Here is an 18,627-nt window from a genome sequence, read left to right as displayed (position 1 = left end):
CAGGTTGATGAGTGCCGTAACCCCAAAAGCACCTAAAAAATGCCTGAAACCAGCACGCTGACCCCGGTATCAGGCACGATGGCGAATCTCGTGGTTTGTGGTTCGGCCGCGTCGGGCGATACGGCCGTTCTGGCTTAGCAATATGGCAAGCCAGCGCGTGGAGTCAAAGTGAAACAGGATAATCATGCTGATCACGAGGATGGGCACGCACAGGAACGCGCCGGCGATACCCCACATCATGCCCCAGATCACCAAAGAGAAGATGATGGCGAGCGGGGTGACGTTGAGTGTTTTCCCGGCGAACAGCGGTTCGATGATCTGGCCAATGATGATTTGAATGGTCGTGATCCCGATCGCGACGATCAGGAACGGTGTGAACGTATCGAACTGGACCATGGCAAGAAGGGAGGGTAGCAGCGTGGCCACGATCGAGCCTATGTTGGGTATGAAGTTCAGTACAAAGATCAGCAAGGCCCAGAATCCGGCAAAGTCCAGGGAAACGTGGTTCATGACAAAGAACGAGGCAACGGCCGTTGCGAGACTTGTGGCGGTCTTGATACCGATGTAGGTACGGATGTCATTGTCGATATCGGCGAGTAGTTCATACAGTTTGGCCCGGCTATTGGGGTCGGGCATCAACGCATTGATCTTTGTCGCGAAATACCGCTGCTCGATGAAAAGAAACAACAAAAAAATGGTGATGAGGCCGAAGTTCGCGACGAAGCTGCTGAAGGCCGTTGCCAGCATTCGGATATACGTCTCCAGACGGATCTCGGCGATGAACCTGGATATTTCCGGGATATCGATAAATTCGAAGCGTTCCTGCAGGTCCCACGCCACGCGCTGGAAGGCTCGCTGATATTCAGGTGCCGCCCTGATCAGCTCGCCTACGCTCGATGTGATGATTCCGATCACGATGTGGATCGCCACAGCTAGCACCGCGCCGGCGGCAAGGTAGCGTGCCCAGCCCGGAGGACGGACTCCCGCGATATGCAGTTTTCCGAACAGCCCCGCCAGGACGTTGACCAGATACCAGAGAAACAGTGCGACGACGAACGGTATCAAAAGCCCTTGGCCCAGAATCAAGAGGTAGCCGGCGCAGAAAAGGATGAACAGCGAAAGGGCTGTCGTATACAGTGGATGCTTGTTTGTACGATCCGGGAAACTCATCGGGGGCTCTTGCTATGTTGGCGATCGACGGGGCGGGCTCTTGGGAAAACTCCCTTTTGTACCAGAAAGCCTCTACGTAGAGAATCCACGTCTTACGGTTATCCGCCGGACGTGAAGAAATGAATGAGACGCTGCAAACACCTCACAGCAACGATTTTCGATGACGAAATTCTGGTCCCGCCTGTACGCATGTTCTTTGCCCGTGCTACTTCAGTAGAGCGGTGGTCATTTTTGACGAATCCTGATTCAAGATAGCGCTCTAATTAGAGCAATTTATATGAAATAACGCTCTAATATGAACCATAGCTATCGCATAGATAAAAAATTTAACTACAATCACTCTGATTGAAGCACTATCTTCAAAGAATCGTTCTTATTTGGATGCTTGCAATGAGTTCCGCTGCCAGTGTGCCCGTCAACAACGCCATCAAATCGCTTGGTAAAAATATCGAGCTTGCCCGTAAGCGCCGTGGGCTGTCGCAGGCTGACCTGGCCGCCCGAATGGGGGTATCGGTCAGCACCGTACGGCGCATGGAGGACGGGCACCCCGGGATGGCACTTCAATATCTGGCCAGCGCCCTGCTCGTGTTCGGCGAGCTGGAAAAATTGCGATTGCTTCTAGATGCCCCGGACGATACCGTCGGACTGAGCTTGATGGACGCAAAGCTGCCTGCGCGCATTCATAGCAATCGTCGCAAAACACCCAAGGCATTCTAAGAGGCTCGAATCACATGGCTTCACATACAGGTACAAACATCAAAACCGAGCTTGATGTTTGCTTGGGCAAAGTCGGTACGCCTGTTGGAAAACTTGTGTTTGTACGTAATGGGCCTCGCATGTTCACCCAGTTTGCCTACTTCCAAAGCTGGCTGGAAGATGAGGAAACGTTCAACGTGTCCCCGGACCTTACTGCTGCGCTCACCTATCAAACACGTAAGCCCGCGTCCAAAGAAGACTCACTGTTCTTTCTTGCCATGGGGGATACCGCGCCCGATGCCTGGGGTCGGCGGGTCATCGCCAGGGCTCATGCCAAGCGTCGTAAAAACGACCCCTCCCTTGGCGCGTTGACCGAGCTGGATTACCTGTGTGCCGTTGACGACTTCAGCAGGCTTGGGGCCTTGCGTTTGCGGGACAGCCGTGGAGCCTTCTTGCAATCGGTCCAGGCCGGTAAGCGAGCAACCCCTTCTTTGCTCGAACTTGAAAAATACTGCTGTCCTCGGAAGCGGTAGAGCGGGGTACGGAAACCGCCGAAGACTTGCGTTACCTTCAAGGCAAAGGCACTTCTCTGGGGGCATGCGGCCCAAATGCAGCGTTCTGGACGAGCAAGGGTTCCTTGCGCTCGGGAAGTTTCCCAGTATCAATGACGAACGCAGTGTGACTCGTGCCGAGGTGCTTGCACTTAAACTGGCCGCTCTGGCGGGCATCAATGCGGCCAGTGCCCATGTGGCGCTTGTGCACACTACCCCGGTTGCCATTATTCGACGCTTCGACCGAGCAACCCAGGACTCACGCATTCCTTACATATCCGGCGCTACATTGCTCCAGGCCAGTCGCACAGACGAGCACGCCTATACGGAGCTGCTTGACCAGATGAAGGGTGTCTGTGCGAACTACGTCGCTGATGCTCAGCAGTTGTGGCGGCGTCTGGTGTTTAATCATCTCATTACCAATGTGGACGACCACTTGCAGAACATCGGCTTTCTCTACATGGGAAATAACCAATGGCAATTGTCCCCGGCATTCGACGTCAATCCGATGCCTGACAAGGACAGGGAGTCCAAGACCTGGCTAAGTGAAGACACGGGGCCAATTACCAGCCTGGCCCAGCTCATGAGCCAGGCATCTAAATTTTCTCTGAATAACGACCAGGCCTTGAACATCCTGCAGCAGGTGGTGAATGCCGTGCTGCAATGGCGAACCGTGGGCCAATCCATCGACGTTGGCATGACTTCGCAGGAACTTGACGAGTTTGAACTCGCCTTTGATCACCCCGATCTTGAAGAGGCAAAGCAGTTGGTGCGTTGAGTTTGCGTTTGACAGTGTCTGTATAGGGAAACAGGGCGAAGCTGAGCGTAGGTTGAAATAGGTAAAAGTAATTTTTAATCAGTGGGTTAGAGTAGTTTAACGAAAACCGGAAGAACTGATGAGTGTACCTGTACTGTACCGAAATTCAGGGGTAATGGTGCCATTCGGTACAGCTTGGCTAGGCTCACATTGCAAACAGATAGTGGAGCGTAGGCCCCAACAGGTAGCTTGACTACCTATGGCATCTGCCTTTATGATTGACAACAATATGCCCGGCGCCTCTGCACATTGTGTACGCGTCGGTTCTCATTTGTGAGTATGCCTTTTCCAAGGCGCGCTGTCTCTCCAGTTTACAAATGCTCCCATGTCGGCAGTCGAAAGAACGCCGCCAGGAAATTTGGGAAACTCATTCTCCAGTAGTGCTATCAGTCGCTCCGACCATGTGGACTGTGGGCAAATCACGCTTAGCAACTGCTGCATCAGGCATAAGTAGAAAAATGGGCGGGAGTTGTCCAACTCTTGGGGCCAGTCAGCAGGTATGGCAGATCGCTCCACGACGTTAATATTCCATAACCTACTGTGATGCGCCGATACGTTGCGGATGAAGTTGAGGCTACGCAACCATTGCGCAAACGCTATACCGTTAGGTGCTCCGTATATCTTCGCTATTTCGTCTTGGTCTGCATGTTTCATGCCCGCAAAAAGCTTGGAAAGAAGCCCGAAATCCCAGATTAGGTTTTTTGGCTAGTGCAGACTTCTGCTTCTCCACCAAAATGACGCACTTCATAGTGCGTGCTTCGGCCACCGGCAGTCGCTTTCTGCAGGACATTGTGTTGCAGCAGTTCCGTAATATCCCGCAGGGCCGTGTCTTGGGAGCATTTGGCAAGCGATGCCCATTTTCGGGTGGTCAACTTTCTCTCAAACCCGTCCAGCAACCGGTTCAGCACCTTGATCTGCCGTTCATTCATCGGGATGGTTGCCGCCCATTGCCAAAACTTTGCCTTGGCCAGCACCTGATCCAGAGTGGTGTGTGCCTGTTCGACTGCTTTCAGCAACTCAGCCAGGAACCATTTCAACCAGAGGGTGACTTCCATTCCGCCTTTTTGTGTCTGCTCAAGAATGTCGTAGTAGGCTCTGCGTTCACGCTGAATTTGCGCCGAAAGGCTATAGAATCGTTGAGGGCTGCCATCAGCGCGCGTCAACAGTAAATCACCAATGGCGCGGGCAATCCGGCCATTGCCATCATCAAATGGGTGAAGCGTTACGAACCACAGATGCCCCAAGCCAGCGCGTATCAGGGTGGGTTCTGTGGGGGTTGGGGTGTTCAGCCAGGCCAGAAAGCGTGCCATTTCAGCATCAAGTTGCTTGGCTGGTGGTGCTTCAAAATGGATCTTCTCCCGGCCGATAGAGCCTGAGATGACTTGCATGGGGCCGGTGGCATCGTCTCGCCACTGACCTGTACGGATCCGGCTCATTCCGGAATAACCCGTCGGGAACAGCGCAGCGTGCCAGCCGAACAAGCGTTCAGAGGTCAGAGGGGATGTTGCATTGCCGGTGGCGTCCAGCACCATGTCCACAATGCCATCGACGTGCCGATCAACCGGAGCCAGGGCACCGATATCCACGCCCAGGCGACGAGCGACCGAGGAACGAACGCTGGCTACATTTAATGTCTCGCCTTCAATGGCACTGGTTTGAACCACATCGTCAGTGAGTGCGGCCAGACTGGCTTCGTCACGTAACGCCATGCCAACGTCTGCAAGACGGCCCAGCAGCAGGCCCTGGGCACGGCTAACCGCCGAGAGGGTCTCTGCCAAGGCGGTGAGATCGTAGTGCCAGTTGGGCCAATGCGGCGATTGCCAGATATATTCACCGTATTTCATGCGGTGATTGTGGGGTGTTTTCGCCGCATCGTCAATTCTTGGTCTGGGGGAGTTTCAGGTTATGTCGCCACTTGTGCGGTAAGAGCCAGACTTGCTGAAAGTGCTCATTTGAGGGCTTTCAGCATCATGAAATCACTGCACGAAGTGAGGTTAATGTGTCGCTGCTGATTTATTCATTCTGGCCGAAAACGGCCATTCAAGACGCTGCGTCACGCCGCCAACATGGGTCTTTGCATGACGCTGCGATGACGGTTTAACCGGTCAGCATCCCCTCCCACGCCAATGCCGTCAGAATCGTCCTCACGGCGGTGCCTTTTTCAGGCGCAAAAAGGACCTGCAAGAAGGGTACCCCTTCTTGGCAATCATACGCAGCAACCATTTGAGGTTGTAGCCCGCCGCGCACAACACGGCATGCAACTTGTCGCCTTCTTCACCCTTAAGGTGGCAGCGATCCATCCGGTGATTCGCTTTCAAATGACCGATAATCGGTTCAATGGCTTGTCTGCGTTTCAGCTGCTTTCGTTCCAGCGCCGTCAGCCGTTTGGGCTTGCCCCGATGCACAATGCGAACCTGCGGATTGTCCGCATCCACGCCCCGGTAACCCAGGTCTACAAAGACCGTGTCGGGTGCCGGCGCACAGTCTTGCATCAGAATCGTGGCCTGTTCCAGCTGTTCGTTGAGCGTATGCCCATCGTACGGATTGCGATGAAATGCCCGTGCGCCGACGATCAAATTGCCTTTGAACGTGCTGGCAATCCCGACCTTGACACCGAACTCATAGGGCCGACGCGTTTTGCCCTTGCTGATGCAGTCGACTTCCGGGGCGTGCCAGGCGTACAGCTTGCGCTGGCCTTTGACGCTCTTGCGCTGAGCGCTTTGGGCCGCGATACGATTTGCCTTGTTCAAGACCTGATCCAGGGCGGCGCGTACCGCCTGACCGAGCACATTGGCCTTGCGATCCATCTCACGCGATAAGCGACCCACAATGGTTCGTTGACGTTTAATCGCCCGGCGCATGCGTTTGAACTGGCGGGCATGGGCATAACGCCCGGCCTGGCGGCTCAACTTCTGGGGCTTGATCAGCTTGAGTTCGACGGCCACGTTGATGGTCTGTGCCAGCAACTCTTCAACCCCTTCTTCGCCCAACAGCTTGCGAAACTTGACCAGCGTGGTGGCGTCGCAGGGACGGTGGTGTTCGAAATACGCCTGACCCGCAAAGAACTGCCATGTTGGGGTTTCACCCCAACGCTCAACCACGCCCTCATCCGATTCGTTGAACGCATGCTTCAGATACAGCAGCGAAATCATGATCCGAAGCGGCACACGTGGGCGACCCGCGTTGCTGCGCGAAGACTGACGCTGCGGCTTCTCGCCAAACAAATCCAGGTCCGGCATCGCGACCCCCGTGTGGGCTTTACGAACAAACAGATGGGCCACCCGTGCCTCAAGTTCTTGCCATGGCATGCGCGAGGACAACACCGCCAACGGATGACGAAGGTCAATCATCTGATCAATGCGAGAACGGAAAAAATCATCGGTGGCAGGGCAGGCAAACATCGAAATAAAACTCCCAGAAAATAGCCTCTATTGGACAACAAACCGGGAGTTCCGGGTATCCGAAATTGCCCCAATCTTCAGTGTTTATGCGGGTTGTGGGGATTTTTCAGGGCCGACTAAGTAAATATCACACTTCTGTCTGCTCTGCCATTTCCAGCGCGTCATCGACTTCGATACCAAGGTATCGCACCGTGCTTTCGAGCTTGGTATGACCAAGTAGCAATTGAACCGCCCTGAGATTTTTTGTACGTCGGTACAGTAGTGTCCCAACGTTTTTCAGAGGAGAGCGAGCTGTTTAGGCTCGAATTCTGATCCATCATCGGGTTCTTGTTTTTCAAGCAGTTGATTTATCTGCGTTGTTTCAAACATGGTTAGGCTCAAGATTTGTAGGATTTCATGAAGACTATTGGGCAGATTCAGGCGTTTTTTGGCGATGGCGATCAGCACGTATGTGCAGACCGCGATCCAGATTTGCGTCTTGACGGCATTCTCGCTGGTGCCCAGAAACGTCTTGATGCGCAGATGTTGCTTGATCCACTTGAAGAACAGCTCGACCTGCCAGCGCTGTCGGTAAAGGTCTGCAATCAACGTGGGTTCGAGCACGAGGTTGTTGGTCAAAAAAGTGATGCGCTTGCCGGTGTCGTCCTTGACTACGACGCGACGCAGCGGTGCGGGATAGTCTTTGCTGGAATAAAAAACCGTCAACACGCCGATTTGATCGCACACGACATTGGTGTTGAGGCGGTCGACCGGTCGGGAGTAGCGGCGCTTGAACTTGGTGTTGGACTTGGCCCTGGTGACGAAGTAGGCGCCGGCCTGATGGATCAGAAACAGCCGCCCGAAATCGAGATAGCCTCGGTCCAGCAGATAGTAGGCGCCGGGCTCGATCTGCAAATAATCCAAGGTGTTGACCTCGTGCAGCTTGCCGTCGCTGATGTGGATGAACGTCGGAATCGAACCGCGCAAGTCCAACAAGGTGTGCAGCTTCACCGCAGCCTTGCGCTGACGAAACGGCGCCCACGGATACACCGACAGGCACAGATCGATGGTGGTCGCATCGAAAGCATAGACCGTCGCGTCCAAGTCGATGGCCAGCGGTTCTTGCGCATACAGCGTTCGTGCCATCGCAATCAAATGCTGCGCAAAGTCGGCATAAATTTGCCAAGGACGCGTGGCGTTGGCGTTGGCCAAGGTGTTGCGCGAGACGGTCTTGCAGCGCAGGCCCATGTGATACAGCCGCTTGGTCTGCGCGCGCAGGTTCAGCTCGATATCGCGCAGCGACTCCCGATAAGTCAGCTGTGCAAAGGCCATCGTCAAGAACTGATCCATGCAGGAAAAATCCTTGACCTTGTGATTGCCCCGATAGCGAGCCACGCAACGACGAAAAGTGCTCAGCGGCAGAAAAGCCATCAGCTGAGAAAAGACAAGCTTGCCTTGGTTCATGGCGGTCCTTTGCGTACAGATACGCAAGACCATAAGCCATGGCCTCGACGTTCAAATCGAGACCAGACTGTAATGCCAGAAAACCAAGGTAAATCATTAACTTATTACGCCCCAATGTGAAAACGTTGGGACACTACTGACGTCGGTAGATTAATGACGCCTTTGTCCTTCGCATTGTGTGCGTGCCGTATGTGGTCGGATCTAAACCGATGGCGGTCACCCAAGCATCTACAATCCGAGCATATTGCCTAGTCGACAAGTGCAAAGATGCGTGAATCCTGCTTGAGAAAATGAAATCATCAGCGCGCAACTGTTTATAGCGTATCCACGTCACCAACGATTCGCGTGTTTGCTCAGTAATTTCAAATTGCACAGGACGTTGGGTTTTCTGCTGCATAACAATCGCACGAGTTGCTATGTGTTCTCCGTGTCCGATATCTCGGACTCGTAGTTTCACCAAATCGCACGCTCGTAGCTTGCTGTCAATCGCGAGATTGAAAAGAGCAAGATTACGGATATCATTTGACAGTTGTAGTCGGACACGGATAGCCCAGATGTCCTTGAGCTTTAATGGTGCTTTTTGCCCAACGAGTTTGCCCTTGTTCCAAGGGTCGTGCGTCAAGGCGGTGTGAGTATTCGGTTTCATGACAAACTCCTTTTTTAGGGAAAGGAGTTTTAGTTTGCTGATACTCACGAAAACCCGATAGGTTGTCGAATGAAAATATGATCAGACGCTATTCGACCCAAAGCAGACATTTACCGGGGCCGCATGCAATGCCACTCTGGCGCTTTGCAAAAGTCCTATAACCGAACCGCCAAGTTCGACTATTGATCTGCGATATATTTAGCCTGACGTCGCCCGCTAACTCAATTGCTAGGAAAGCCTATGGCAATACCTGCTACTCGCGAAAATCTGATCGACGCGCTCTCGCGAGCAGATGAGTCGTCCCGAGGTGAGCGAGCGAACCGAATTGAGTGGCTAGCTCAGCACATCTCGCCCCACGGCGCGGTTACAGGTGAGATGGCAGTCCTACGCATGATGGAAGAAGCTAGGCTTTGCTTCGTTTCCGGTCATTTCATCGGAGCAATACTACTTGCGACTTCCTTTATAGAGCAAACTCTCAGCGAGGAACTTGAAAGTATCGTGCCGACGCAAGAACGACGAACTTTAGAGCTAATGATCAAGTCGGCGCGCCAGCACCTGTCGCTACCTGACGACCTGCTTGATAGTACTGACCGTATCAGGGAACTGCGCAATCCGTTTACCCACCGAAAGGCCAATGACCATCCTCACTCCTTCGGCACAAGGTTTTTGGCAACCAAAGAACATCCTGTCTCAATTCTTGAGGCGGATGCAAAACTAGCAATGGCGGTCATGTATGAGTGGTTTCGGCGTACCCTGCGGAGGGTCCAATGATTCGTTTGAAGCTCTGCCGCTCGCGACACGGGGCTGTGTCGATGACCGCTCCTGGCCGAAAGCAGTCACTCACAATCTAGATATCCGAAGCCGTTGCCTGCCCGTAACCTATTAAACCCTCAACCTTTCCCCATTCATCTTCAACCACATCCGGCATTCCCCGTACTCCGGCATCACCCGTGCCACCTCCTTCCAGAATTCAGGTGAATGGTCATGCCGGATCAAATGGCACAGTTCATGGATCACCACGTAATCCACCATGCGGTTCGGGGCCATCATGATCTGCCAGTTGAATTCCAGCTTTCCGTGAACCGTGCAGCTACCCCAGCGTGACCTGAAGGTTTTGATGCCAACGCCATGGGGTTTCACCCCCACAATCGGGGCATAACGGGCCACTTTTTCAGCCAGTTTTTGTTCAGCCTGCCGCTTGTACCAGCGCACCAGGGCGTTGCGAACCATGTGCGGTTGTTCACTGCCCTGGGGCACTTGAACCACCAGGCGGCCCTGCACCAGGCGCACCGGCGCAAATGGGCCTTGTTCGACCTTCAACCGGTAATTACGACCCAGGTAGGGGAAGGCCTCTCCCGAGACAAACACTTTGCCATTGGCGGGCGCAGCTTCGCGATGCAGGGCGAGTTTTTCCTTGATCCAGGGGCGTTTGCAGGCCAGAATCTGGTCGATTTTCTCAAGCGAGACATGTCGAGGCACGATAATCGACACCGCACCGTCCTCCACCCGCAAATCAGCGGTTTTACGTCGGTCAGTGCGGATGATTTCGGCAATGAAACCGTTGCCGTCCCGGTACTCGGTGTGTTCGTCGGTGGCGACCATCATTGTCCAAACTTCGTTCTGGCCAGTTCCATGAATCGATCTTGCTGCACGCTTACCCCAACGCTTTCTTGGTTTCAGTGACGACAGTAACGCCTTCTTTTGTCAGGCGATACTGTTGAAATCGACTATTGGGCTTGTCGGGTAAGGTCATCTCAATAAGATGGCGGTCCAGCAGCAATCTGATCTGACGATGCAGGGCGCCCGAAACGGCCTTTTGACCCATCAAACTGGCAAGTTCCGCTTTGCCAGCTGCTTTGTTGTCCAGAAGTAAAACGACTCTAGCCGCAAGTGCTGACTCTAGCCTCGACTCTAGCCTTGACTCTAGCCTTGATACCGGGTCTTGTTGTGTGCTGCTTGAGTGACTCTGGTCTGAAGTCAACATTGCAGCGCCTGTTTCGGTTGCAGCCTGGCTCTTCAGATACACGGTCAACCGCAGGTGCATGCCAATTTCTTCAATTGTAGGTTCAGGTAATCCATGTTCCCTGGCTTCCCGAAAAATGCGGCTGACACCGCTACCCCATTGTTCGATCAGCTTCAGCTCACGAAAAACCCGTGCGATGACCCGGTTACGCAGATTTGAAACTCCGCGCTTCATAGCTTCGACAGTCATGCCGGGCACAAGGATGCCAGGGCTTTCCACTTCAATCCGGTTGTCGAAGAAAGCTACACGTACCGGAGCACCTTGATGGGAGTAGTCGGCATGTACCAGGGCATTGATGATGGCTTCCCGCAACAACGGTAAGGGGATGCTCCAGACATCTTTGCGTCGAATCTCAGAAAAATCCGCACCTCGCATGGCATGTTTTTTCAGGAAATTCATAATCTCTTCGACACAGCCAGGAAGGTGGGAATGAATCTCAATGTGATCAAAAATACGCGCTTTGTCTGTTCCTGTGAATCGTCCACACTGCACCCAGGCATCGGGGAAGTGTTGCAAGCGGTTTTTGCCAAAGAGCAAGATAGCGCCTTTGGTTGGAACCAGGCGACCTTGTTCAGGCACCAGCAGCCGTAAGGTCAGCAACGCTTCTTCGGTAAGGGGTGATCCGGTCCGAACAGGCGTTGCGCGTCATCCATGTTCAGGTCAGTGATGCTCAAGGTAGGCATGGGTTGTTCGTCGAAAGTCACGCCAGTCGTAGAGCGCCTCAATTCTGCGATGAGCTCTGCACCCGCCGGGCGATTGCTTGATCCCAGACGGACGTAAACGCCTTTGTCCTGCCCCTCATTCTTAAGATAATGAGGCCGCGAATTGCTGGGGAAGGTTTCAACCATCAGAATGCTTTTGCCTTGATGGGTCACGATCTCCAGATTAGGTACCAGGTGTGGGCTGATTGAGTCTGCGATCAGATTGCATAGGCGTTCCTCGTCGTCCAGCGGTCGTTCCACCCCAACCACTTGGCGATCATCATCTATCCCGATCAAGAGTTGGCCCCCGCGCTATTGGCAAAAGCCACCAGCGTCTTGAGGATGTTTCGAGGGGATGACAGGTCACGCTTAAACTCCAGCGTTTTCCCTTCCTCTGTGCTGAGCAGTTGTTCGATCAATGAAGTCATGCGTCGTGCCCGTCAGGTTCTTTAATTGTGGCGCTTATTGTCCAAACTTCGTTCTGGCCAGTTCCATGAAGCGGTCTTGCAGCACTGTGACCAGCTCCTTGTCGTTAAACGAACAGTCCAGTACGGCACGCTTGATCTCTTTCTTCAGGCGTTTGATTTCATCGGGTTTGCTGAAAAAATCCACGATCTGTGTGGCTTCCTCGAATACAGCCACCAGCGCCTGCGTCGTGGTCTTGATTTCGTCGTGAATGGTATCACTGACGGTTTCATCCCCCGTCAGCTGAGTCACTTCCGCCATCAGGATATTGTAGAAGGCGTATTCGGTTGGGTTCAGGCCCAGGTCGTCGGCGGCTTTCTTGTGGTCGGACTCAATGGTGCCCACCATGTGCAGCAGCAATTCCAGTTGCTGCTCCCACTTGCCATTGGTCTTTTCAATGATGTCACGCAGCCGCAGACTCAGGGATTTGTAGTATTCCGGGTCTTCGTCCAGGTTGACCGTAATGTGGTGCTTGATGGCGCTTTCAATTTCCGAGGCTCGTGATTCCGGGGATTTGATCTGTTCCACCGCCGTCTTGAAATTGGCGTCCATCAGGTCTACCGGCGGAATCTTCGGGTCCACGCCGGTGCTGATGATATGTTCATCGACCAGCTTGCGCACCTTGGCCCCCGCATCGTGCAGGTTCAGGCCAGAGTCGTGGTAGCGGTTGCGGGCGGCATGCTGCACTTTACCCCACAGTTTCAGGTCGGCCAAAAAGGGCTGGGCAGCGGCATCGGGCAGCACCACATCCATCTGTTTGGCAAAGCGTTTGAAGGCCAGGTCAAACTGCTGGCGGGTTTCTTCATCCTTCAGGTGCAGCACATAATCATCAATGTCCTGGCCCTTTACGGTTTTGAACACAGCCGCCACGCGGGTATGGGCGGCTTTGAGCTTGGGCAGTTCATCGCGCAGCGTTACATAACTGCCTTCCACATCGTCACTGCTGAACAGTTCCAGCGCCTGGGTCAGGTGGTCTGACAAGCCGTAGTAATCCACAATGAAGCCGGCCTGTTTGCCTTTGTAGGTGCGGTTCACCCGTGCAATGGCTTGCATCAGGGTGTGGTCTTTCAGGCTGCGGTCAATGTACATGACCTGGGCAATCGGCGCATCAAAACCGGTCAGCAGCATGTCCTTCACAATCAGCAAGGCCGTGGGATCTTCATCCAGCGGCTTGGTGAAATTCTTGATGATGTTTTTCTGGCGGGTAGGGTCGGTGTAGGGTGCCAGGTAGGCCGGGCCGTTGTGGCTGCCGGAAATGATTACTTCACAGGGCGGGGCACCCAGTTCATCCAGTGTGGTTTTGAACACGGTGGCGGCATGGCGGCTGCCCACCACGATCATGCCCTTGAAACCGTTGGGCTGAATATGTTCGCGGTAGTGTTTCAGCAGATCAATGCACACCCAGCGAATCCGGGCCGGGGCCTCGCGCACGGCCCGTTCTACCCCATATTTTTCTTGATCGCCCGCTTGTCCTCGTCGCTGTAGTCCTTGAAGTATTCATCGAACAGGGCGTCAAGCGAATCACCCACGACATCGGTTTTCACCTGCCGGCCTTCGTAGATGATGCGCACCGTAGCACCATCGTCTACCGCTTCATTGATTTTGTACTGGTCAATGTAGCCGCCAAAGGCCTGGTCCATTTTCTGGGTTTTCAGCAGCGGCGTGCCAGTGAAACCGATCTTGGGGGCATTGGGCAGGGCGGCATTGATGGTCATGGCCAACCCGCCAAACTGCGTGCGGTGCGCTTCATCGGCCAGCACAATGATCTTGTCGCTGGTGTTCAGGTTGGTGAAGTCACCTTCCTGCTCGGCCTCCTGAAACTTCTGCACCATGGCCGTCACGATGTCGGACGCATCTTTTTGCAGCAAGGCTTTCAGTTCAGCCACCGAGCCCGCGTTATAGACGGTTTCGTTCTGGGCATTGCGAAAGGTGGTGGACAGTTGGCTGTCGAGCTGGGTGCGGTCAGTCACAAACACCAGTTTGTACTGCTGTAACTCCGGATCGCGGCGCATTTTCACGGCCAGCATTACCATGGTCAGACTTTTACCCGAGCCCTGGGTGTGCCACACCACACCGGATTTTTCCTTGCGGGTGGTGCCGGTCTTGAGCCGTTCAATCACCTTGTTCACGGCGCGGTACTGCTGGTAGCGGGCTACTTTCTTGATCAGGCGCCCGTCGATGGGTTCATAGATCAGAAAGTTCTGGATGATGTCCAGAAAGTGGTTGCAGTGGAACAACCCGGCCAGCAAACGTTCCTGCGCGGTCAGGGTGTCGGGGGCATCGCTGTGGCCCTGGGCCATGCGCATCGCCGCATGAAGGTAGTCTGGTGACGGTACATCGTCGGTGTGTAACACTGTGGCGGCTTGTTCAGCCAGGGGCTGGTTGCGCAGATCCAGAATCTGGCGGTCCGTCAGCGGCCAGGCATCTTTCCAGTCGGCATAGTGGGCGGTGCCTGAACTGATGGTCCCCACCCGCGCCTGATCGCGGCAGGTGGACACCATCAACTGGTTGTACCAGAACAGTTTCTGGGCACCTTCTTCGCACGACGGGTCACGCAGGTTGGCATAGCGGCGCAGCTGCTCAATGCCCTGGGCGATGGCATCGGCCGTGTAGGGCGATTTGCACTCGATCACCGCCAGCGGCAGGCCATTCACAAAACACACAATGTCGGGAATGATCTTCTGGATCGGACCTTCGATCTTGAACTGGTTGGTACACAGAAAATCGTTGTTGCCCGGGGTGTCGAAGTCAATGATCTTGACCGTCTGCCCCTTGCGACCCTTGCCCAGATCCTGTTCCACCGAGACATAGTTCACCAGCATCTGCCACAGCGCGTGGTTGTATTCCATCAGCCCGGCGTGAACAGGGTGGGTGATGTCACGCACGACTTTGCGCAAGTTTTCGTCGTTGATCCAGGGGTTCAGGCGCTTGATGGACTGTTCCAGACGCTTGACCAGCACCACGTCGCGAAAGTAGCTGCGCGCTGCTATTTGGGCGGGGTTCGTGTCGGCCGCCGGAGCGAGCAGGGCGCCCGGAATGTACTGCCACCCCAGGCGTTGAAGCAGGTCAAGGGCGGGCTGTTCGACTTTGTGGATTTCGTCCTGGAACATGGCAATGGGCGACTGAGAATCAGGCCGCAGCGACCTCCGTGGGATCGGGTTTTACGCGGACCTTGCCGGTGAGGAGGTCTTGCATCAGGGCTTTTTTGAGATCTGCCAAATCTGAAAATTTTCTGTTTAAAGACCGGATGTTTGACTCTATGCTGGAAACTGTTTTTGCTATCTCAATTTGTTCTGCTACAGGAGGGAGTGCCAGAGCAATTGATAGAACCTGCTGAAAATTTAACCCTTCACGATTGCCGCCAGCCTGAAGGGACATTATTTGTCTTTGGCCCTCTTGAGCGTTCAGAAAAAGGGCAAGGTATATGTGGTTGCATAAATTTTTCTTAGGGCGAATGATACAAACATGTTGGTTTACGTTAGCTTCGCCAAAATCGCTTGGTAAGTAATAGCAACGCCCTATTGAGGCACCTGTAATGTTCAGCAGGACATCATTCCCTTTAAGTTGGCTGTTACGCATTTTGTTATGTTGTGCCAGGCTGATAAATGAAACGTCTTCCAGTCTCAAACCATCTGAATGAACATTCTGACTCCGGATCAAAGGTATTCCTGATTCGAGGTAAGTATCGCTACCCCTTTGGGAGTGATGCCACTTCCGACCTTTGAAACCAAATCGTCAATTTTTGCAACATACCAACTTGCCGGAATCCTCCCCACCGGCGAATCCTTGAACTCTGTATGCCCAATCCCTTGTGTCAGCAACTCCTGCATCATGCCGGTTTTCAGGTCTTTGAGCTTATCGATTTGGGCACGCGTTTTTTCGATCACGTCATCGACGGATGACAGGATGGTAGCGATTTTTTGTTGTTCGGGGAGAGGGGGTAGTGTTATCTCAAGTTTTTTTACGCTGGAAGATGGAATTTCAGAAAAGGTGCTACCTGCTGATATTCTTTCAAGCTCTGGTCGAATAGAGTCTATGTAGTAATAGAGGTACTCGGCAAGTGTTCCTCGCTTGCACCTTAGGGAAGCTCTGAACAATTCCCCCGCGCAACGGTAAACTTCGTCTGTCACACCCTCACGAGTCTGTTCATCATGAGCCAACTGAGTTTTTCTGAAGCGGAATTTGCCGGTAAGCGCAAGCAGACACGCCGTGAGAAGTTCTTGAACGAGATGGATCGCACGGTGCCGTGGGATTACCTGGCCGGTGAGATTGCCAAGCACTACCCGCAAGAAGGCAAGGTGGGTCGCCAGCCGTATCCCATTGAGACGATGCTGCGGATTCACTTCATGCAGCAATGGTTCAACCTGAGCGACCCGGCGATGGAAGAGGCGTTGTACGACAGTTTTTCGATGCGCCAGTTCGCCAAGCTGCCCGGTGGTCGTGCGCCGGACGAGACGACGATTCTGAACTTTCGTCACCTGCTTGAGAAGCACAACATTGCCGAAGAAATGTTCGAAGGCGTGAACCTGCTGCTGCAAGACTATGGGCTGATGGTGCGCCGGGGAACGATTGTGGACGCGACGATCATCGATGCGCCCAGCTCGACGAAGAACGCCCAGGGCGCGCGGGACCCCGAGATGCACCAGACCAAGAAAGGCAATAACTACTTCTTCGGCATGAAGGCGCACATCGGGGTCGATCTGCATACGGGCCTGGTGCATTCGGTGGTGGGTACGGCGGCCAACGTGGCGGATGTGACGCAGGTCGATGGGCTGCTGCACGGGGAGGAAGAACTGGTCTTGGGTGATGCGGGCTATCAAGGTGTGGGCAAGCGCGAAGAACACCAGGGGCGCGATGTGCAGTGGCATATTGCGTTGCGCCCGAGCCTGCGCAAGAAGTTGAGCAAGACGGTGCAATCCTTGCAAGACGCCTATGAACACACCAAGGCCAGCCTGCGGGCCAAGGTGGAGCATCCGTTTCGGGTGATCAAGCGTCAGTTCGGCTATACGAAGGTGCGGTATCGGGGGCTGGCGAAAAACACCGCGCAGTTGCTGACGCTGTTCACGTTGAGCAATCTGTGGATGGCGCGACGACATTTGATGGCAGAGGTGCGCCCATAGGGCACCAAGGGGCCCGGAAACGGGCTCTTTTGAGCGAAAACACGACGGAAAATCGGGATTTTGGACGTTTTTTCTGATTTTCTGAAATCAGGCGACAAGCAGTGATGAATTTGGGTCGGCTGGCTGATTGTTCAGACCGTCCTTAGTGTCTGAAAGCCCTGATTGGTTGCCATAGGAATTGTATTTATGGCTACATAACCGATACTTGCTCGGCTCGTCATTAGTAACGATCCAGCGGGTGAGGTTCCCTCTGTTTTTCGTCTACCAAAGGGCGTTGTTCATGCTACCAGCTTTTCCTTTGCTTGCTGACTAAGCCAACGGTGCAGGTAATTGCTTGGCGATAAATATCCGAGAGTTGAATGCTGCCTTTTCCGGTTGTAAAACACCTCAATGTATTCAAAGCTCATGTCTCTGGCCTCGTCTCGTGTCTGGAACCGTTTACCAAAGACGCGCTCGTGTTTGAAACTGTTGAACCAGCTTTCCGTTGGTGCATTGTCCCAGCAGTTACCCTTTCGACTCATCGAACAAGTCATGCCATATTCCGACAACAGCGATTGAAAGGCATGGCTCGCGTATTGACTTCCCCGATCAGAGTGATGGATCAAGCCCGCAGCTGGCCGGCGCCGAAACCAGGCCATGGTCAGTGCGTCGGTCACAATATCAGCAGTCATGCGTGGTTTCAAAGACCAGCCAACCACTTCCCGGTTAAACAGATCCAGAACGATGGCCAGGTACAGCCAGCCTTCATCTGTCCACAGGTAGGTGATGTCGGACGTCCAGACTTCATTCGGCGCGCTGGGCGTAAAGTTGCGATCCAACAAGTTTTGCGCCACCGGCAGACTGTGTTTCGAATCCGTTGTGGCTTTGTAGCGGCGCTTGTGCCGTGCTCGCACATTGTTTTCTCGCATCAATCGTTCCACCCGCGCTTTACTGGCCGAGAACCCCGGTTTCGCAGTTCCTCAGCATGCGCGGGCTGCCATAGGCGCCCTTGAGCTCGGCATGGATCGCCTTGATCAGTGCCAGCATCTGCGCATCCGTCAACCGCTTGCGGCTAGGCGTACCACCACGCTTCCAGCAGCGATAGCCGCTGACGCTGACCGCCAAGACGCCGCACATTTGTGCCAAACCGTACTCCTGACGATGCTGATCAATCCAGGCGTACTTCACAGTGCATCTTTCGCGAAGTACGCCGCTGCCTTTTTTATGATTTCGTTCTCACGCTTGAGTCTGACATTCTCAGCCCGTAGTCGCGAGAGCTCCATCTGCTCTTCAGAAACTGGCTTGCTTGAAGAGCCTGTCAACGCACCACGAGCTGCTGCGTTCGACCAGTTTCGTAACGTCTGCTCATTGATGCCAAGCTCCTTGGCAGCCGCTGAAAACGACTGCCCATCCTTGACCCGCTTGACGGCTAATTCCTTGAACTCCAGGGTGTATGACTGTCGAGGTATCTTCATTGCTCATCTTCCTTCAAGTGACGTTAATAATATGTCACCCAGATGGAAGACGAAATATCAGGGAAGCTCAGGGATGCAGCTTTGCTGAGCTTCGTTCGAGGCCAAGCTGCGTGATTTTTTCCTTCGTCCTTGAGACGAAT

14 protein-coding genes and 5 pseudogenes are annotated in these 18,627 nt (G+C 53.9%); 4 read left to right on the top strand and 15 right to left on the bottom strand.

Annotation, left to right across the window (positions count from 1 at the left end):
• Window positions 1-69 precede the first annotated feature (69 nt).
• Entirely contained in the window at window positions 70-1,170 is a 1,101-nt protein-coding gene (locus tag N7E01_RS04160; protein ID WP_289174717.1) for an AI-2E family transporter, read from the bottom strand.
• A gap of 390 nt (window positions 1,171-1,560) precedes the next feature.
• Here N7E01_RS04160 and N7E01_RS04155 point away from each other — a divergent pair, with 390 nt between their 5' ends.
• Entirely contained in the window at window positions 1,561-1,887 is a 327-nt protein-coding gene (locus N7E01_RS04155; protein WP_289174716.1) for a helix-turn-helix domain-containing protein, read from the top strand.
• Window positions 1,888-1,901: 14 nt separating this feature from the next.
• Window positions 1,902-3,195: pseudogene (locus tag N7E01_RS04150) on the top strand (type II toxin-antitoxin system HipA family toxin).
• Between the two features lie 306 nt (window positions 3,196-3,501).
• Here the strand turns inward: N7E01_RS04150 and N7E01_RS18385 are convergent.
• The 6 genes and pseudogenes from N7E01_RS18385 to N7E01_RS04125 form a co-directional block, all read right to left on the bottom strand.
• The gene (locus tag N7E01_RS18385; protein WP_434089575.1) at window positions 3,502-3,927 is read right to left on the bottom strand and encodes an Abi family protein; all 426 of its coding nucleotides are present in this window, start codon (window positions 3,925-3,927) and stop codon (window positions 3,502-3,504) included.
• Window positions 3,927-5,078, bottom strand: coding sequence for a Fic family protein (locus tag N7E01_RS04145; RefSeq protein ID WP_289174715.1), 1,152 nt, complete (start codon window positions 5,076-5,078; stop codon window positions 3,927-3,929). Before N7E01_RS04145 ends, N7E01_RS18385 begins: the two co-directional genes overlap by 1 nt.
• A gap of 300 nt (window positions 5,079-5,378) precedes the next feature.
• Window positions 5,379-6,635: a transposase gene (locus tag N7E01_RS04140; protein WP_289174714.1), complete on the bottom strand. Its 1,257-nt coding sequence runs from the start codon at window positions 6,633-6,635 to the stop codon at window positions 5,379-5,381.
• 127 nt (window positions 6,636-6,762) lie between these two features.
• A pseudogene (locus N7E01_RS04135) lies at window positions 6,763-6,900 on the bottom strand (integrase); the annotation flags it as partial.
• An 11-nt stretch (window positions 6,901-6,911) separates the two neighbouring features.
• Entirely contained in the window at window positions 6,912-8,078 is a 1,167-nt protein-coding gene (locus N7E01_RS04130) for an IS4 family transposase (protein ID WP_289174713.1), read from the bottom strand.
• 139 nt (window positions 8,079-8,217) lie between these two features.
• Window positions 8,218-8,724 (bottom strand): annotated as a pseudogene (locus N7E01_RS04125) (tyrosine-type recombinase/integrase); the annotation flags it as partial.
• A 390-nt stretch (window positions 8,725-9,114) separates the two neighbouring features.
• Here N7E01_RS04125 and N7E01_RS04120 point away from each other — a divergent pair.
• The gene (locus N7E01_RS04120; protein ID WP_289174712.1) at window positions 9,115-9,495 is read left to right on the top strand and encodes a hypothetical protein; all 381 of its coding nucleotides are present in this window, start codon (window positions 9,115-9,117) and stop codon (window positions 9,493-9,495) included.
• A gap of 111 nt (window positions 9,496-9,606) precedes the next feature.
• Here the strand turns inward: N7E01_RS04120 and N7E01_RS04115 are convergent, their stop codons facing one another.
• The 7 genes and pseudogenes from N7E01_RS04115 to N7E01_RS04080 form a co-directional block, all read right to left on the bottom strand.
• Window positions 9,607-10,329 carry a M48 family metallopeptidase gene (locus N7E01_RS04115; RefSeq protein ID WP_289174711.1) on the bottom strand — a complete coding sequence of 241 codons (723 nt, stop codon included), beginning with the start codon at window positions 10,327-10,329 and terminating at the stop codon, window positions 9,607-9,609.
• A 49-nt stretch (window positions 10,330-10,378) separates the two neighbouring features.
• The gene (locus N7E01_RS04110; RefSeq protein WP_289174710.1) at window positions 10,379-11,347 is read right to left on the bottom strand and encodes an ATP-binding protein; all 969 of its coding nucleotides are present in this window, start codon (window positions 11,345-11,347) and stop codon (window positions 10,379-10,381) included.
• A pseudogene (locus N7E01_RS04105) lies at window positions 11,341-11,876 on the bottom strand (AlbA family DNA-binding domain-containing protein). Before N7E01_RS04105 ends, N7E01_RS04110 begins: the two are co-directional and overlap by 7 nt.
• Before the next feature lie 34 nt (window positions 11,877-11,910).
• Entirely contained in the window at window positions 11,911-13,344 is a 1,434-nt protein-coding gene (locus N7E01_RS04095; RefSeq protein WP_289174707.1) for a type I restriction enzyme subunit R domain-containing protein, read from the bottom strand.
• A gap of 8 nt (window positions 13,345-13,352) precedes the next feature.
• Window positions 13,353-15,023, bottom strand: coding sequence for a type I restriction endonuclease subunit R (locus N7E01_RS04090; RefSeq protein ID WP_289174706.1), 1,671 nt, complete (start codon window positions 15,021-15,023; stop codon window positions 13,353-13,355).
• A gap of 19 nt (window positions 15,024-15,042) precedes the next feature.
• Window positions 15,043-15,540: a restriction endonuclease subunit S gene (locus N7E01_RS04085; RefSeq protein WP_289174705.1), complete on the bottom strand. Its 498-nt coding sequence runs from the start codon at window positions 15,538-15,540 to the stop codon at window positions 15,043-15,045.
• A gap of 29 nt (window positions 15,541-15,569) precedes the next feature.
• Window positions 15,570-16,073, bottom strand: a complete 504-nt coding sequence (locus N7E01_RS04080; protein WP_289174704.1) for a restriction endonuclease subunit S — start codon at window positions 16,071-16,073, stop codon at window positions 15,570-15,572.
• On the opposite strand from N7E01_RS04080, the gene N7E01_RS04075 reads away from it, so the two are divergent.
• Complete coding sequence (locus N7E01_RS04075; protein WP_289174703.1) at window positions 16,065-17,033, top strand: IS5 family transposase; 969 nt, start codon at window positions 16,065-16,067, stop codon at window positions 17,031-17,033. The genes N7E01_RS04080 and N7E01_RS04075 overlap by 9 nt on opposite strands.
• Window positions 17,034-17,311: 278 nt before the next feature.
• Here N7E01_RS04075 and N7E01_RS04070 read toward each other — a convergent pair.
• Window positions 17,312-18,487, bottom strand: a pseudogene (locus N7E01_RS04070) (IS3 family transposase).
• Between the last annotated feature and the right edge of the window lie 140 nt (window positions 18,488-18,627).

Origin of the sequence: Neopusillimonas aromaticivorans (genome assembly GCF_030344915.1) — a bacterium.
Classification (GTDB): Bacteria; Pseudomonadota; Gammaproteobacteria; order Burkholderiales; family Burkholderiaceae_B; genus Neopusillimonas; species Neopusillimonas aromaticivorans.
The sequence above is the reverse complement of the archived record's forward strand: the minus strand, read 5'-3'. Positions and strand labels throughout refer to the sequence as shown.

What these genes read in the sequence shown, in the direction of transcription:
- N7E01_RS04155 (WP_289174716.1), top strand. Translation starts at nt 1,561, where the DNA reads ATGAGTTCCGCTGCCAGTGTGCCCGTCAACAACGCCATCAAATCGCTT.
- N7E01_RS04090 (WP_289174706.1), bottom strand. Translation starts at nt 15,023, where the DNA reads ATGTTCCAGGACGAAATCCACAAAGTCGAACAGCCCGCCCTTGACCTG.
- N7E01_RS04115 (WP_289174711.1), bottom strand. Translation starts at nt 10,329, where the DNA reads ATGATGGTCGCCACCGACGAACACACCGAGTACCGGGACGGCAACGGT.
- N7E01_RS04145 (WP_289174715.1), bottom strand. Translation starts at nt 5,078, where the DNA reads ATGAAATACGGTGAATATATCTGGCAATCGCCGCATTGGCCCAACTGG.
- N7E01_RS04130 (WP_289174713.1), bottom strand. Translation starts at nt 8,078, where the DNA reads ATGAACCAAGGCAAGCTTGTCTTTTCTCAGCTGATGGCTTTTCTGCCG.
- N7E01_RS04140 (WP_289174714.1), bottom strand. Translation starts at nt 6,635, where the DNA reads ATGTTTGCCTGCCCTGCCACCGATGATTTTTTCCGTTCTCGCATTGAT.
- N7E01_RS04120 (WP_289174712.1), top strand. Translation starts at nt 9,115, where the DNA reads ATGATGGAAGAAGCTAGGCTTTGCTTCGTTTCCGGTCATTTCATCGGA.
- N7E01_RS04160 (WP_289174717.1), bottom strand. Translation starts at nt 1,170, where the DNA reads ATGAGTTTCCCGGATCGTACAAACAAGCATCCACTGTATACGACAGCC.
- N7E01_RS04075 (WP_289174703.1), top strand. Translation starts at nt 16,065, where the DNA reads ATGAGCCAACTGAGTTTTTCTGAAGCGGAATTTGCCGGTAAGCGCAAG.